This window comes from Bartonella sp. A05 (genome assembly GCF_026930145.1).
GTDB lineage: Bacteria > Pseudomonadota > Alphaproteobacteria > Rhizobiales > Rhizobiaceae > Bartonella.
Genome location: NZ_JANHOJ010000001.1, coordinates 404677 through 420659, shown reverse-complemented (window position 1 = coordinate 420659; position 15983 = coordinate 404677). Strand labels below are relative to the sequence as shown.

17 protein-coding genes are annotated in these 15983 nt (G+C 40.6%); 9 read left to right on the top strand and 8 right to left on the bottom strand.

Annotation, left to right across the window (positions count from 1 at the left end; all coding sequences use genetic code 11):
• Positions 1–67: 67 nt before the first annotated feature.
• The 5 genes from NPX98_RS01675 to virB11 are packed head-to-tail and all read left to right on the top strand — an operon-like array spanning position 68 to position 3897.
• Complete coding sequence (locus tag NPX98_RS01675; protein WP_269022242.1) at positions 68–220, top strand: TrwH protein; 153 nt, start codon at positions 68–70, stop codon at positions 218–220.
• Positions 207–905, top strand: coding sequence for a virB8 family protein (locus tag NPX98_RS01670; protein WP_269022241.1), 699 nt, complete (start codon positions 207–209; stop codon positions 903–905). The genes NPX98_RS01675 and NPX98_RS01670 overlap by 14 nt, the downstream gene beginning before the upstream one ends.
• Positions 906–915: 10 nt before the next feature.
• Positions 916–1713 (top strand): P-type conjugative transfer protein VirB9, encoded by a 798-nt coding sequence (virB9, locus tag NPX98_RS01665; RefSeq protein ID WP_269022240.1) that lies wholly within the window; start codon positions 916–918, stop codon positions 1711–1713.
• Positions 1713–2861 (top strand): type IV secretion system protein VirB10, encoded by a 1149-nt coding sequence (virB10, locus tag NPX98_RS01660; protein WP_269022239.1) that lies wholly within the window; start codon positions 1713–1715, stop codon positions 2859–2861. Before virB9 ends, virB10 begins: the two co-directional genes overlap by 1 nt.
• Complete coding sequence (virB11, locus tag NPX98_RS01655) at positions 2836–3897, top strand: P-type DNA transfer ATPase VirB11 (RefSeq protein WP_329957891.1); 1062 nt, start codon at positions 2836–2838, stop codon at positions 3895–3897. Before virB10 ends, virB11 begins: the two co-directional genes overlap by 26 nt.
• 1465 nt (positions 3898–5362) lie before the next feature.
• Here the strand turns inward: virB11 and NPX98_RS01650 are convergent.
• The 7 genes from NPX98_RS01650 to rimM all read right to left on the bottom strand — a co-directional run bounded on the left by NPX98_RS01650 (position 5363) and on the right by rimM (position 11774).
• On the bottom strand, positions 5363–6142 hold the full coding sequence (locus NPX98_RS01650) for a succinate dehydrogenase iron-sulfur subunit (protein WP_269022237.1): 780 nt from the start codon (positions 6140–6142) through the stop codon (positions 5363–5365).
• Positions 6143–6156: 14 nt separating this feature from the next.
• Positions 6157–8001 carry a succinate dehydrogenase flavoprotein subunit gene (sdhA, locus tag NPX98_RS01645; protein ID WP_269022236.1) on the bottom strand — a complete coding sequence of 615 codons (1845 nt, stop codon included), beginning with the start codon at positions 7999–8001 and terminating at the stop codon, positions 6157–6159.
• Between the two features lie 5 nt (positions 8002–8006).
• Complete coding sequence (gene sdhD, locus NPX98_RS01640) at positions 8007–8393, bottom strand: succinate dehydrogenase, hydrophobic membrane anchor protein (RefSeq protein WP_269022234.1); 387 nt, start codon at positions 8391–8393, stop codon at positions 8007–8009.
• An 18-nt stretch (positions 8394–8411) separates the two neighbouring features.
• Positions 8412–8813: a succinate dehydrogenase, cytochrome b556 subunit gene (gene sdhC / locus NPX98_RS01635; RefSeq protein ID WP_269022233.1), complete on the bottom strand. Its 402-nt coding sequence runs from the start codon at positions 8811–8813 to the stop codon at positions 8412–8414.
• 1040 nt (positions 8814–9853) lie between these two features.
• Entirely contained in the window at positions 9854–10294 is a 441-nt protein-coding gene (gene rplS / locus NPX98_RS01630; RefSeq protein ID WP_269022231.1) for a 50S ribosomal protein L19, read from the bottom strand.
• A 191-nt stretch (positions 10295–10485) separates the two neighbouring features.
• Complete coding sequence (gene trmD / locus NPX98_RS01625) at positions 10486–11184, bottom strand: tRNA (guanosine(37)-N1)-methyltransferase TrmD (protein WP_269022230.1); 699 nt, start codon at positions 11182–11184, stop codon at positions 10486–10488.
• A 44-nt stretch (positions 11185–11228) separates the two neighbouring features.
• Entirely contained in the window at positions 11229–11774 is a 546-nt protein-coding gene (gene rimM / locus NPX98_RS01620) for a ribosome maturation factor RimM (protein ID WP_269022229.1), read from the bottom strand.
• 154 nt (positions 11775–11928) lie between these two features.
• On the opposite strand from rimM, the gene NPX98_RS01615 reads away from it, so the two are divergent.
• Positions 11929–12741, top strand: coding sequence for a SapC family protein (locus tag NPX98_RS01615; protein ID WP_269022228.1), 813 nt, complete (start codon positions 11929–11931; stop codon positions 12739–12741).
• 38 nt (positions 12742–12779) lie between these two features.
• Entirely contained in the window at positions 12780–13778 is a 999-nt protein-coding gene (locus NPX98_RS01610) for a tyrosine recombinase XerC (RefSeq protein WP_269022227.1), read from the top strand.
• On the opposite strand, the gene NPX98_RS01605 is transcribed toward NPX98_RS01610, so the two are convergent.
• Positions 13775–14053, bottom strand: a complete 279-nt coding sequence (locus tag NPX98_RS01605) for a BolA family protein (protein ID WP_269022225.1) — start codon at positions 14051–14053, stop codon at positions 13775–13777. The genes NPX98_RS01610 and NPX98_RS01605 overlap by 4 nt on opposite strands.
• Positions 14054–14175: 122 nt before the next feature.
• Here NPX98_RS01605 and NPX98_RS01600 point away from each other — a divergent pair, with 122 nt between their 5' ends.
• Together NPX98_RS01600 and cobS are read left to right on the top strand one after the other, a co-directional pair.
• Positions 14176–14796: a J domain-containing protein gene (locus NPX98_RS01600; protein ID WP_269022224.1), complete on the top strand. Its 621-nt coding sequence runs from the start codon at positions 14176–14178 to the stop codon at positions 14794–14796.
• Positions 14797–15005: 209 nt separating this feature from the next.
• Positions 15006–15980, top strand: a complete 975-nt coding sequence (gene cobS / locus NPX98_RS01595) for a cobaltochelatase subunit CobS (protein WP_269022223.1) — start codon at positions 15006–15008, stop codon at positions 15978–15980.
• Positions 15981–15983: the final 3 nt, after the last annotated feature.

The window sequence follows — 15983 nt, the reverse complement described above, 5'->3', positions numbered from 1 at the left end:
TCATCATAATAACAGTGGAAGGAAGGGGTTGTGCTGGATTTAAAAGTTAAGGAAGAGGAATAGTGAAGTGAGGTCTATTATTTGTGCAATTTTAATGACAACGATTTTATCGTCCTGCGCATCAGCTCCAAAGCCGAAGAAGCCAGATGTTTTGGATCGAGTGCCTATTAATAAGACGATCCCTGCCGAAATTCAGCGAGGAAAATATGATACAAAATAACTTGAGACCAATTAAAGCAGAACGAATTAACCGTTACTTTGAAGAAAGTCGGGGTCTAGAGCGTGATCTCATTAGCGAGTTTGTTAAGTCGCGTAAAATTGCGTGGCGCGTAGCAGGTGTTGCTTGCATTTTTGGATTTCTTGGCATGATGTGTGGAGTTGTTGGCTTCTCCCAATCGGCTCCTGCTCCTCTTGTATTACGCGTTGATAACGCAACCGGTGCAGTTGATGTTGTTTCTGTGATACGCGAGCATGAAACCAGTTACGGCGAAGTTGTAGACATGTACTGGCTCAATCAGTATGTTCTTAACCGCGAAACCTATGATTATGATACCATTCAGTTGAACTATGATACTGCAGCGCTTTTAAGTGCGCCGGCCGTTCAACAGGAGTTCTATAAAATCTATGATGGTAAAAATGCTCGCGATCAAGTGCTTTCTAACAAAGCACGCATTTTGGTCAAAATACGCTCAATTCAGCCAAACGGACGTGGGCAAGCAACTGTGCGTTTTACAACACAGCAACAAAATATCAACGGATCTAGTGAGCCACAGCAACATCAAATCGCAACAATTGGTTACACCTATATTGATGCACCGATGAAATCATCTGATCGGTTGATTAACCCCCTTGGTTTTCAGGTTACGAGCTACCGCACTGACCCGGAAATACTTTCGAATAATTGAGGAATTAATTATGAAGAAACTAGCGTTTGTTACCTTACTGGCTCCGCTTTATGCGATGCCCGTACAGGCGCTTGTGACCCCAGAAAGTTCGCAAAATGATCATAGAATTCGCTATGTAACCTATGATGCTTCTGATGTGGTTCAAATTGAAACCGTTCTGGGTGTAGCAACACACATCATGCTCGAAGAGGGAGAGCAATATATTACCCATGCATTTGGTGATTCTGATGCCTATGCTTTTGCCAATACTGGACGACATATTTTTATCAAGCCCAAAGCTGAGCTTGCCAATACCAACATGATCGTCGTTACGAATAAACGTAGCTATAAGTTTCGACTACAATTCCGAAATGACCGTGCTGGAGCCATCTATGAATTAGCTTTCAATTATCCCAATGTAGAAGATAAAAAAGCACGCGAACATAGCCAACGCCTTTCCATCGAGCGTGGTTTTTATCAAGGAGTAAAAGCGTATAATCTTAGCTACACCATGAGCGGTGACCAAGATGTTGCTCCGATGAATGTTTGGGACAACGGACAAATCACCTATTTCAAGTTTTCCGCCAACATGGACATGCCATCAATTTATGTGGTGGACGCTAAAGGAAACGAAAGCTTAATACCGCGTACGGTCGTGGGTGATTCCAATAATATTATTGCTGTTCATAAAGTTAATCCAAGATGGATCATACGACTTGGTGACCGCGCTTTGGCTATCTTCAATGAAGCCTATGACCCACATGGTGTGCCAAACACGACGGGTACGATATCCACGGTAGTTCATCGCATCAATAAAGGAGACAAATAATGTTCGGCGACAAGAAAGGAGATGAAATCAACACAGGCCTAGAACTGGATCATGTTGAGCCGCAACATATTGTAGGCGATTATGGAAATTCCAAACTCGATTCGGAAAGCCGTCCAGTAATTCCTGGTGCACGTATATTGTTGCTGATAATGCTCATTGCTGTGATTGTAGTGTCGGCTGGATTAACTTGGAAGGCATGGAAAATACGTAATACCACCGTAGAAGATGATGAGGAAAAAGAACATCAACAGACGGTACAACAAGTTATACCCAGTTATACGCCTCGGATAATCCAAGAGGAGCCAAGCGTTATAGAGGATGTAGAACAAACGTCACAGAATACACCACCAAACTGGTCTAAGCTTATTCAAACAACCATCCCATCGCAATTAATAAGGGATTCCGAAGAGATAGCTCGTAAGCGTATGCTCAATTCAAGTCTAGGTGGATCTGATACAGGCAGCGCACACATTGAAGAAAATCAAGAGTCCAACACTGGAACAACAAACGATGATCTGTTCGGTCAATTGCAGCCTGTACGGTTGAACCCATCACGCGCACGTCAGCTTCATAACCGTGACCTTATTATTACACAGGGAACACAGCTAGATTGTGTGCTTGAAACAAAAATTATCACGACACAGCCGGGTATGACAACATGTCATTTAACACGAAACGTTTATTCTACGAGTGGCCGAGTTGTTTTACTCGATCGTGGTTCCAAAGTTGTCGGTATCTATCAAAGTGGTATACAACAAGGACAGACACGTGTTTTTGTGCAATGGGTGCGTGTTGAAACACCTTCCGGTGTTATTATAAACCTTGACTCGCCAGGAACTGGTCCTCTCGGTGAATCTGGCATCGGTGGTTGGGTTGATGAACATTTTTGGAAACGGTTTGGTGGTGCTATCATGGTAAGCATAATTGGTGGCTCAGGAAACTGGTTGAAAGATAAAACAAGTGAGAAAACCAATAATTTAGTGCCACTACCGGAGATGCAGCAAGGTGCTCAATCTGTCGCTATGGAAACTCTTCAAAATTCTATCAACATTACGCCAACACTTTACAAAAACCAAGGTGAACGGTTGAATATTTTCGTTGCTCGTGATCTGGATTTCAGTGATGTCTATGCCCTCTCTACACATTAACCCAATACAAAAAGATCAAGCGATTGCGCAACTTCTGCGACCACTTGATCGCTTTTTAGAAATTCCGGAAGTGACTGAATTGTCTATCTGTCGCCCCTGTGAATTATGGACGAAAACTTTTGAGGGATGGAAAGCATATGATGTTCCTGAACTGACAGCCTCTTTTTTACAAACGCTTATCACTGCTATTATTGTTTATAATGGTATGTCTCCAAAAAGCATTAATTACGTGATATTACCAGGAGGACAACGTGGTACAATTGTACAAGCACCAACCGTTGTCGATGGCACACTGTCATTTATGATCCGTAAACATACACTAACGGCCAAAACGTTGGAAGAACTCGACGGTGAGGGTGCATTTAGTGTATTTACCGATGTAAGCTTTAATAAACCTACGGAAACCGAAGCAAATAATCTGTTATCTGTGCAAAATTTCGCACGATTGGAACCATTTGAAATCGAGCTATTACAACTCAAGCGCAATGAACAAATACGCGAATTCTTGAAGAAATGCGTATTTTATAAACGCAATATTATCATTGCAGGCAAGACCGGATCGGGGAAAACGACTTTTGCCCGATCTCTGATTGAAAATGTGCCCGTGGAAGAGCGTATTATCACCATTGAAGACGTTCATGAGCTTTTTTTACCAAATCATCCTAATCGTGTGCATATGATTTACGGTAACAGTGAAGGTCGTATCTCAGCTGATGAATGTTTAAATGCGTGTATGCGTCAATCGCCTGATCGTATCTTTCTCGCCGAGCTGCGTAGCGATGAAGCATGGGAATATCTCAATTCGCTCAATACTGGGCATCCTGGTTCTATTACGACGGTACACGCAAACAGTGCTTTGCAAACATTTGAACGATGTGCCGCACTTATCAAGCAATCAGAAATCGGTCGTCAACTTGACATACAAATGATAAAGCAAGTGCTCTACACGACACTTGATGTTGTTTTGTTTTTAAAAGATAGGAAACTCGTTGAAGTTTTTTATGATCCGATTTTTTCTAAATCAAAAATGGTTTAAGCAGGTTTCTTCTTTCAGTAAGACTGTAAAAATCAACAAAAGCTTGTAATAAATCGTTGGGTATTTTTGTATTCTTTATTAAACTTTTTGATTTCTGTCTCCCCTACCCTATTTGGTTTCTTTTGCAAGCTTTTGGCATTTTCGCAGTGCATAACATGAATAAGGAAGTAACCTGCAAAATCTCACAACAAAATCAGCCCAGCTCCATGTAAAACAGAAGACATTGTTACAGAATAAACATCCAACCATTACACCATGCTTTTGGTATAAATATCGACGAAAAACTGCCAAAGTAAGCTCCTGAAAACATCATCACATTGCTACACTATGCTAATGACATATCGATCAGCAATTTCGTGTCCTTTTTTCTCATCCATTACCTTGTGATTTGAGACGTAAAGAACCCTCATACCATCGTTGGTAACAAGTTAGCAGTCTTTATCCTTGCCATAATTTACACTGTATGAGCTACACATAATTGCACATGATACACACTATGATTTGGCAAAATCCACTCTCATTAGAGCATAAACAGCAACGCATATCGACCATCTTATTCATTGCATTTTAGCGCACGAACTTCTAAAATTGCTTCTAAAAACTTCTTTTCCTAATCCAATATATCAAGTGTGAGCAAACAAAATCTCTTCCGCATTCCTTGGATCTTGTCTTGTCACTTTTAATACAATACAGCCCACTTTGTCACTTTTTTCTTGAGATGACTTTGCAAAGATGGGCAATCACTTTTCGATTATTGTAGCTGATTTTCCATGTAAGAGTCCTTTATCAGATAGCTGCATCTAAACTATAGCTCATAACGAAAGGTTGCAAATTAATGAACGCAATAACCAAAATAGCGTGTTTCTTAGTCATCCTATAGTGCCTTGTATAAGAACCAATAAAAACTAACCTTTTTATATCGCGCATAATTTCTGTAAAATTTTATCTTTTATAGAGTGAAAAATAGGATAGGATCACCAAGCATTGTGGCTACCGTTTAAATGGATTTATTGAGCGAATATACAAAGAATGATAATCTGCTTCAATGAAACAGAAATGCAATAAAAATATTGACGCTTTAATCTGAAAAATCCCATTTTCATATGAGGAAAAGTAAAATTTAAAGCCTATAATATTCTATTAGAATTAAGCAGAATTCCTATTCTGGAGTATTCTTCAGCAGATTTAAATTCAAAATATATTTTTTAGTGAAATCATCTATCTGACCGAAATATACATCTCGTTTTTAAATGTAGTTAAAGTTATTTTTGCTTCCTAAGCCATACTTAAGAATGTAACAAATTTTATAACGTCCTTCCCTAGGCAACACCCTAAAAAGAAAACGGAAAATTACAAAATTATACGGATACATCTCATCTGATATTGTAACGTACACGCGCACGCAATATAAAACATGCATATATTCGCTATAATCCTGATTTGCTCCCGTTTAACCGTCTCTCTTTCACAGACAGCGTTCAACCATAAGCTTTTTAATCTCAGCAATTGCCTTAGCTGGATTTAATCCCTTTGGACAAGTTTGCGCGCAATTCATAATTGTATGGCATCGATAAAGCCGAAAAGGATCTTCCAGATTATCAAGACGTTCCCCGCTCATTTCATCACGGGAGTCGGCAATCCAGCGATAAGCCTGAAGCAAAATAGCGGGCCCCAAATAACGATCGCCATTCCACCAATAACTTGGACATGATGTCTGACAACAAGCACAAAGGATACACTCATACAGACCATCAATTTTTTTACGGTCTGTGTAGCTCTGTAACCATTCTTTCGCGGGCTCAGGCGAAACAGTTTGCAACCAAGGTTCAATGACGCGATGCTGCGCGTAAAAGCGCTTCAAATCAGGAACTAAATCTTTAACAATCGGCATAGAAGGAAGCGGATATACCTTGATCGGATGAGCCACATCATCCATACCTTTGGTACAAGCGAGCGTATTTGTTCCATCAATATTCATCGCACACGAACCGCAGATACCTTCACGGCACGAACGGCGAAATGTTAAAGTTGGATCAATATGGTTCTTAATAAACAAAAGACCATCAAGAATCATCGGACCGCAAGCTGAACGATCCACATAATAGGTATCAAGATGGGGATTTTCTTCATCATCCGGTGACCAACGGTAAATATGGAATTCCGTCAGCTGTTTAGCATCTTCAGGTTTAGGCCAAACTTTTCCGGATTTAACCCGAGAATTTTTGGGCAGCCTAATTTGTACCATAGCTCATTTTCCCCTCAATAAACACGTTTTTTAGGCACAATACGCTTCAAGTCAATACCACCGTCCGCTTCAGATGTTAATGGATCCACATGAACAGGACGATACGATAATGTCACCTTCCCATTTTTTGACAAATGTGAAAGCGTATGTTGACGCCAATTTTTATCGTCACGCTCTGGATAATCTTCACGAGCATGTGCCCCACGGCTTTCTAAACGCGCTTCTGCAGAATAAACAGTCGTAATGGCATTTGCCATCAGATTTTCAAGCTCTAATGTTTCGACCAAATCAGAATTCCATACCAGTGAGCGATCTGTCACTTTGAGATCAGAAAGTTCATTCCAGATTTTACTGACCCGCTGACATCCCTGCTTTAAAGAATCTGCTGTACGGAATACCGCAGCATCCTCTTGCATAGCGCGTTGCATTTTTTCACGCAACACAGCTGTTGGTATAGATCCCTGAGCAAAACGCAAGCGATCAAAACGTGTCATAATCTCATCAACAGCCGCTTTATTAATGGGCGGGATCTCTGTATCACGGTTAATGACCTCACCTGCACGAATTGCAGCTGCACGCCCAAACACCACAAGGTCAATTAAGGAATTCGAACCCAAGCGATTGGCGCCATGAACAGACGCACACCCTGCCTCACCTACAGCCATCAAACCTGGTTGAACACGATCAGGAGAATCCGCCGTTGGATTCAAAACTTCTCCATAGTAATTGGTGGGAATTCCGCCCATATTATAATGAACGGTTGGAAGAATAGGGATAGGGTCTTTTGTCAAATCTACCCCCGCAAAAATCCGTGCTGATTCCGAAATCCCCGGTAAACGCTCATGCAATATAGCAGGGTCAATATGATTAAGAACCAAATAGATATGATCTTTCTTCGGACCTACGCCACGCCCTTCACGAATTTCAAGCGTTATACAACGCGAAACCAAATCACGTGAGGCCAAATCTTTAAAAGAGGGTGCATAACGCTCCATAAAACGTTCACCCTCAGAATTAATCAAATAGCCACCTTCACCACGCGCTCCTTCTGTGATTAAGCAGCCAGAACCATAAATGCCTGTGGGATGAAATTGCACAAATTCCATATCCTGAAGCGGCAACCCAGCGCGTGCGATCATCCCGCCCCCATCACCTGTACAAGTATGCGCTGATGTAGCTGAAAAATAAGCACGTCCATAACCACCTGTTGCGAGAACAACCATCTTGGCAGAAAAACGATGAATTGTACCATCATCAAGATTCCAAGCCACAACACCTGTACACACACCATCAGTCATGATTAAATCGAGCGCAAAATATTCAATAAAAAACTGCGCATTATGCTTTAAGCTCTGCCCATAAAGTGTATGCAAAATCGCATGCCCCGTGCGATCAGCTGCCGCACAAGTACGTTGAACCGGTGGTCCTTCTCCAAACTCTGTTGTATGCCCCCCAAAAGGACGCTGATAAATCTTGCCTTCTTGCGTACGTGAAAAAGGAACTCCATAATGTTCTAGTTCATAAACAGCAGCAGGCGCATTACGGACCAAATATTCCATTGCATCGGTATCACCAAGCCAATCAGACCCTTTTACCGTATCGTACAGGTGCCACTGCCAATTATCAGGCCCCATATTCGAAAGCGATGCAGCAATACCACCTTGCGCCGCAACCGTATGCGACCGTGTCGGAAAAACCTTCGTAATACAGGCTGTTTTTAGCCCTTGTTCAGCCATACCAAGAGTTGCACGCAAACCAGCACCGCCTGCACCAACAACAACAACGTCAAATTTATGATCCACGTAGAGATACGGAGCGCTACCCACTTTAACACCCGAAGATGATACTGTGCCCATCATACTGTTTAAACCCCTAATGAAATTTTTAAAAGGGCAAAAATCATCACACCCCCCAGAACAAAACAAAATAGGATATTCAATACCAGAAATAATATCCGCACACTTTCACGCGGAATATAATCTTCAATAACAACCTGCATTCCAAGTTTCATATAATAAAGGCTTGAAATAACCATCAACCCCATTAAAACAGTGACAGCGGGATGGGAAAGACGCGTATGAACAACACTATAGTCCTTCCCAATAAGCGACAGAAAAAGAATCATAAAAAATAGAAAAAACGGCACCATGACAAAACTCATTAAACGCTCTAACCAAAAATGCTCTGTGCCTTCACGTGCGCTCCCAAGACCGCGCACTTTCCCTAGTTCTGTCCGAAAATCTTTTTTCATACGTCTCTCCACCCTTGGCTAGATAACGATATATCCAATAACCCAAATTGCAATCGTAAGAATGGGGGAAATAAAAACTGTTGTCCAAGCAGTTAACGTTGCTTTTTCTTTGGCTAAAAGACAAGGATTCATGTCCCAAACAAGATGACGAATACTCCCGACCATGTGATGAACCCCAGCAAGCGTATAAAGAAATAAAAGACAAAGCCCAGGGAAAGATCCATAAATCCTATTAACGGTTCTAAACGCCTCCTCCCCGCAAGCAATCGCAATCAACCAAATAGCAAGGAACACCATCCCAAAATAAAGGGCTATTCCGGTAATACGGTGAGCAATTGATACTGCCATAGTGCTCGACCAACGATAAATGCTCAAATGAGGAGAACGAGGGCGATCTTTTGTCCTAGTTGTCTCTATCATAAAATATCCTGACCTGGCTTTACTGCAAACTGCATCATGAGCGAGAAAACCCGCATACAACGATCGAGTGCATTACCCGCTTTCACTTGTTTAGCATTCAAAGATGCTCATATTACAGGTCGGTTGTTTAAAATGACGGATTAAAGGTCGCGCATAAAAAAAACCGATTGTCCCACAGACATATAAGCTACGAGACTTTCCTTGTTTAGTACAATTTTATCTGGACGTCAAAGGTCTAACATCTTTTCTGAAGTACAAACGCATTTTTTTTTCGATCTTCTCAATCCCACTCCCAAATATCTCCATGAAATGACTACAGCTGCAAACATTGTGGAAAAATCAAGATACGCATTATTAAGCTTTATTAATAGCTTTCAAATCACGATCGACACGGAAGCACAACTAGCTTCTTCAGTTACCAACGCGCATCATCCGTAGCAATGATATATAGAACACTCAAACACACGCCGATCGGATTCCACTTTGATATAAATTTTACAGAACTTTCTACCTGAATTTTTTCTACAAAACCTAAACCTGAAACTATCATTGCTAAAATTGTTAAAGAAACTTTTTTATTCTGCTCAAGAAGACAATCAGCTGAATATCTTTAATTTTTCCACTGAACAAAAATATATGAACTTAGCCATAGCTGTCTTTATGAAAAACAATTGATCAAAACGATTGACTAGAATGTGAACACTCTTCAATCACTACAAACATCCGTATAATAAGGCCGGAGCAATAAGCCAGCCGCAGTATTCCAAAAGGGAATCCTCCCTTGAGTTTGATCTTACACCTTCACGAACAAGAGAATAATCAACCTTGAAGAAAGCACATTATATCTCTTAAAGAGGATGAAATAAATCTAATCTCTCCAAATTTTATTCACACAGTGCCAATTTTATCATACACTGTTTATAAAAACAGGCTCCTTTATCTTCTTTTATAAGAGACTGTTTTCTTTGGCTAATTTTTTTAACGAAACAGCAAAAAAGCGGCTTTATGCCGCTTTTTCCATGAATCTTATCAATGAGTGCTTATTCAGCAGTTTGTCCTACAGCATCTGCAGCAACAGGCGTGGTTTCTATTCTCTTAGCACTCTTTGCATCTTTTTTACGGTAATCTCTTTTTTCAACGATACGCGCCGCCTTACCTCTTAACTTACGAAGATAATAGAGTTTTGCACGACGAACTTTACCCCGACGCACAAGCTCAACCCCCTCGATCAAAGGAGAATAAACCGGAAACACACGCTCTACACCTTCACCATAAGAAATTTTACGCACTGTAAAGGTCTCATTCAAACCTCCCCCTGAACGCGCAATGCACACGCCCTCGTAAGCCTGAACACGCGTACGCGTACCTTCCGTTACACGCACCATAACACGCACCGTATCACCTGCTTGAAAGGCTGGAAGTTTACGTTTTTCTTCGATTTTTGCACATTGTTCAGCTTCAAGCTGTGCTATAATATTCATTTCTTTCATCCTTATGTTCTTATCGAACAGTCAGAGCGCTCAACCCTCACCGAAAAAAGCTTTCCTGAATATAGAAAAGGCGTTCTTTAGGCTATGCCTTACACAGGAGCGAATACACTATCTTTTATTTTTGTATCCACAGAAAGATCTCTGGAAAGTGCACTGTGCAATACACTATCTTACATAATGAATCAAGTTTTCTGACGATTTTTGTCATAAAGAGCATAGAGATCGGGGCGACGTTGAGATGTTAACACTTCGGCTTGCTTTTGGCGCCAATCCGCTATGGCTTTGTGATGACCTGATACTAATACCTGTGGAATGCCTCGTCCTTCAAAAACAGAAGGGCGCGTATAATGTGGATATTCCAGTAAACCATTTTCAAAACTTTCATATTCCCCAGAAACCCTATTTCCCATAACACCGGGAAGCAGCCGCACAATTGCATCTAAGAGAACAAACGCTGCCGTTTCTCCACCTGAAAGGATATAATCACCAATTGAAACTTCTTCCAGTTTCCGCGCTTCTATCACACGTTCATCCACCCCTTCAAAGCGTCCACAAATCAACGTTACTCCCGAACCCAATGCCAAAGACCGCGCATAAGCCTGGTTAAAAGTCCGCCCGCGCGGACTTAGCAATAATTTTGGCGAATCAGGCGGACAACTATCAATGGCAGCTGCTAAAACATCTGCCCGCATGACCATACCAGCACCACCGCCAGCCGGTGTATCATCAACGCTATGGTGCTTATCCAAAGCAAAATCTCTAATCTGCACTGTATCGAGTGACCATATTCCCCGTTTTAAAGCCTGCCCAGCTAGAGAATAACCCAAAAAACCCGGAAACATTTCAGGATAAAGCGTTAAGACACGCGCTTGAAACTTCATGCTTGCATTCCTTTATCATCGCTCTCTTAAGTTCAAGCGCGTTTCTACTTTAACTTTTTTTCACCACTAGATAAACCGGCAGCCAATGGATCGACAACAAGAAAACCAGAAGCAATGCAAATTTTTGGTACAGCTGCCTTGCTAAAGGGAATGAGCACTGTTTTTCGCGTGTCTAAACGTATTTCTAGCAAATCACCAGCCCCAAAATTAAAAAAACCACTCACTTCACCCAGGATCTGATCTGTACAATCATACACACGAAGCCCAATTAAATCTATTTGATAAAATTCATCCTCACCCAAATCATCTGCCAATTGATCGCGTTCAACGTAAAGATGAATTCCCTTTAAAGCTTCTCCAGCACTGCGCCCTTCAATCCCTTTAAAACGCACAACTACACCCTTATTTTGCGCGCGAAGTGTTACAATTTCATACGAACGCCCCATTTCATCGTAAAGAACTCCATAAGCTTTTAAACGCTTCGGTTCATCACTCAATACCTTAATCCACACATCTCCCTTTATACCATGGGCAGAACCAATGATGGCAAGACAGACTTTATTTTTAAGCTTTTTTTTATTATTCTCCATGTAAAATTTCTATTATGCTCCATGTAAAAATAGTATCTCTTTAAAAACTGTTAATATATCTGTAACTTTCTATTCATTGTTGTTGCCATATCAAAAATCTCTTGAAAAGGCCTTTTTTGGTGACAAAAAACAGATTAACGAAGGATAAAATCTTATGGCAAATATCATGCTTTTTTATAAAAATATTATCCCCATCAACAAAGTCACCCACAAAACCCTTAAATTTAAGCCCTCGAGCGATATGTCCTTCGCTAAGAATACACATTGGGTTCCTTTAGCGAACAGTGAATATTTTACAACTGCATTAGATTATCCTATTTTATTTATGAGTGCACAAGATGAACAAAATAAGCGACACTATACATCTGTTGCTCTAGTTGGTCTTTCTAATAATGAAAATGATTACGTCACGACCAATAAAAACTGGAAAAAAGATACTTATATTCCTGCTTTTATTCGTCGTTATCCTTTTATTCTCGCACAAATACCAAATGAAAAAGAACTTTCTGTTTGCTTTGACCAAGAGTCAGGCATGTTTAATGAAGTTGAAGGCGTAGATCTCTTCAATTCAGATGGGTCTGTTTCTCCTTTTCTGGAAGAGCGTATCCAATTTCTGGAAAAATTTAGAATTGCTATGGACAAGACTTCTGAATTTATTAATACTCTTGCAAGCATGGACCTTTTGAGCGAAAAATCAATCAATGTGACAAACGACAAAGGTCATTCAGCAAAATTAGAACATTTCTGGATTGTTGATGAAGAAAAGCTCAACAAATTATCCGCTAATCAGCTTGCCAAACTGCATAAAAATGGTTTCTTGGGCTGTATTTTTGCACATCTTATGTCAATGAACAATCTTTTAAAAATACTCTCTATGAAAAGCGACAATAAAATCGCCGATGTAAAAAGAGATAATAAAACCACCAATCATAAAGAACAGCCTCCAAAGCAAGGTGATAACCGCTAATACTGCAAAATCTGAAAAATAATAGTACCCTTAAAAGAATGCTCTCAACAGATGACAGAAAAAAAAACAAAAATGTTCCTCTGATTCCAGCAGATCATGCCGTTTTAACCGCAAGAAAAAACTGGTTGGATAGTCTTACACAAACACGTCGGATGTCCGAACGAACAGTGGAATCCTATGAACGGGATACACGACAATTTTTGTCTTTTCTTTGTCGACATCTAGGGAACGAACCAACTTTCAATGACCTTGCTGATTTGCGTGTTGTTGATTTGCGCGCTTATTTAGCCGATCGTCGTACACACAACATAAGCGCACGCTCCTTGAGCCGAGGTATAGCGGGTTTGCGCTCTTTTTTTCGATATTTATCTCGCGAAGGAATTGTTGATGTTCCTGCTGCTCAGCTTATCCGCACACCAAAACACCAAAAGTCTCTTCCAAAACCCTTAACTATAAAAGCAGCACTGAAAATGGTCAAACAAGAAAATCAACAGGAAGATGAACCATGGATCACTGCTCGTAATGCTGCTGTCTTGATTCTCATTTATGGGTGTGGCATGCGGATATCGGAAGCTTTATCGCTTACTCCAGAGCAATTTTCTGATCCCGAGATGATAAGCATATCTGTTATTGGAAAAGGCGGAAAAACACGTCTTATCCCCCTTATCAAAACTGTTTATGAAACAGTTCAACATTATCTCAAATGTTGTCCTTATCCTTTGGTAAATAACCAACCAATGTTTCGTGGCGCCCGAGGAAAGCCTTTGCAGCCAGCTATTATTCAGCGCACCGTTCAAAACTTACGTGCCAGCCTTGGTTTGCCAGAAACTGCCACACCACATGCATTGCGTCATTCTTTCGCCACCCATCTTTTATCGAGAGGAGGAGATTTACGCACGATTCAAGAACTCCTTGGCCATGCTTACCTATCCACAACACAAGTCTATACTCACCTGGAAACAAACCACTTATCGGAAATTTATCAAAAAGCGCATCCACGCGCTTCAAAGATTTGTAAACCGAGAAAAAAATGTTAGATACACTCAACCTCAAGCGCTAAAGCATGTACATTTGCCGCTAACTCTTGCTGCAAAACTTTATAAATTGCCCGATGTATTTCTACGCGCGTCATCCCTGAAAAAAAAGAAGAAGTCATTTTTACTCGAAAATGCGTTTCCCCTTGACCATCGAAAATATGCCTCTCATGATGATGTCCGGCATGAAGATGACTCTCATTAATCACTTCAAGCTTTTGCGGATAGAAAGCGTCATTGAGTTTTGTCTTAATAATTGTCTGAACCGCGGTTGGCATCTTTTTTTCCTTTACAAAAACAGGTATCATGGTTTGCTTTTTTTGATACAAAATGCGTATGAGAACAAATTTTTCAAAAGTCAATTCTTGTCAAACAGATCAATTTTGCATAAGTCAAACACATGACAACAACATCTAAATTATTCGACTCAATTCGTATCAGTTCTAATAGAAAAAAACAGGCTGAATCACAAATACAGCAATGTCAGTGGGAGGGTTGTGAAAAAGCAGGTTCGCACAAAGCACCAGCAGGTCGAAATCGCGAAGGACAATATTTGTACTTCTGTATCAACCATGTGCGCGCTTACAATAAGAATTTTAATTATTTCTCAGGCCTCAGCGATAAAGATATCGCGAAATTTCAAAAAGATGCTCTCACGGGGCATCGTCCAACATGGTCTACCGACTTTAGCAATAGCACATCAACAAAAACATCAGCTGATTATTCTAAGATTCGCTCTGGAACAGCAGCCTATCAAAATCGCATGCGCAACCCATACACAATTTTCACTCAACGCCATGCGACCAATACCAGCTCACGCAAAATAAAACCCTTGGAAGCCAAAGCCTTTGATACGTTAGGATTACAAACGAATGCTTCCGCCGAAGACATTAAAACAAAATATAAAGAATTGGTCAAAAAACATCATCCTGATGCCAATGGTGGCAATCGTTCTTCTGAAGAACGTTTTCGCGAAGTTCTAAGCGCTTATAACTTACTAAAAAAATCTGGTCTGTGTTAAAACCCCATTTATGTGCTAAACAACCCTATTTAAATGTCCATCTAACCATTATTTCTCAAAGCGTTGTGACATAAAATGTACCCAAAATGTACCAATATGTTTCCTTCATACTTAAATACTCTCTTCCATAGAGCATTGCATAAGTGTTCTATGTCTTGTATTCTTTGTTTACTCAGATGATGAACAGCGGATCTCTTTCCAGAAACACAATGACCAAAACAAACTTTGCAAACGAAAATATGCCTGACATCACAATCTGTGCTCGTGATGTGTTCAAAATCGATACGGATATAACAGTGCCTGCTTTTAGCTCAACAAGCCCGCACGTCCCTGATTTAGATCCCGATTATCTTTTTGACCAGCAAACAACCTTAGCCATCTTGGCAGGCTTTTCTTGTAACCGCCGTGTTATGATTTCTGGCTATCATGGCACAGGTAAATCAACGCATATTGAACAAGTTGCTGCACGCCTTAACTGGCCTTGTATTCGGATCAATCTCGATAGTCACGTCAGCCGCATTGATCTCGTAGGCAAAGATGCAATTGTTTTAAAAGATGGTATGCAAATTACTGAATTTAAAGATGGTATTTTACCATGGGCTTATCAACATAATATCGCTCTCGTTTTCGATGAATATGATGCAGGCCGACCGGATGTTATGTTTGTCATCCAACGCGTTCTTGAGGCTTCTGGACGACTCAGCCTGTTAGATCAAAGCCGTGTTATTTCTCCTCATCCAGCATTTCGTCTTTTTGCAACAGCAAATACGATTGGCCTTGGCGATACAACGGGGCTTTATCATGGCACCCAACAGATCAATCAAGCCCAAATGGATCGTTGGTCTATTGTAACCATATTAAATTATTTGCCCCATGACACCGAAGTCGATATCGTTTATTCGAAGGTCAAATATTTTCAAACAACTGAAGGAAGAAAAACAATTTCACAAATGGTGCATGTCGCTAACATGGTACGCCAGGCTTTTGTCAATGGTGATCTTTCAACAGTTATGAGTCCACGTACAGTTATTACTTGGGCAGAAAATACCGAAATTTTTCAAAATATTGGCTTTGCCTTTCGCTTAACCTTTCTCAATAAATGTGATGAACTCGAACGTACAACTGTTGCAGAATTTTATCAACGTGCTTTTGGAAAAGAGCTCTCCGCATCATTTAATTCATGATGT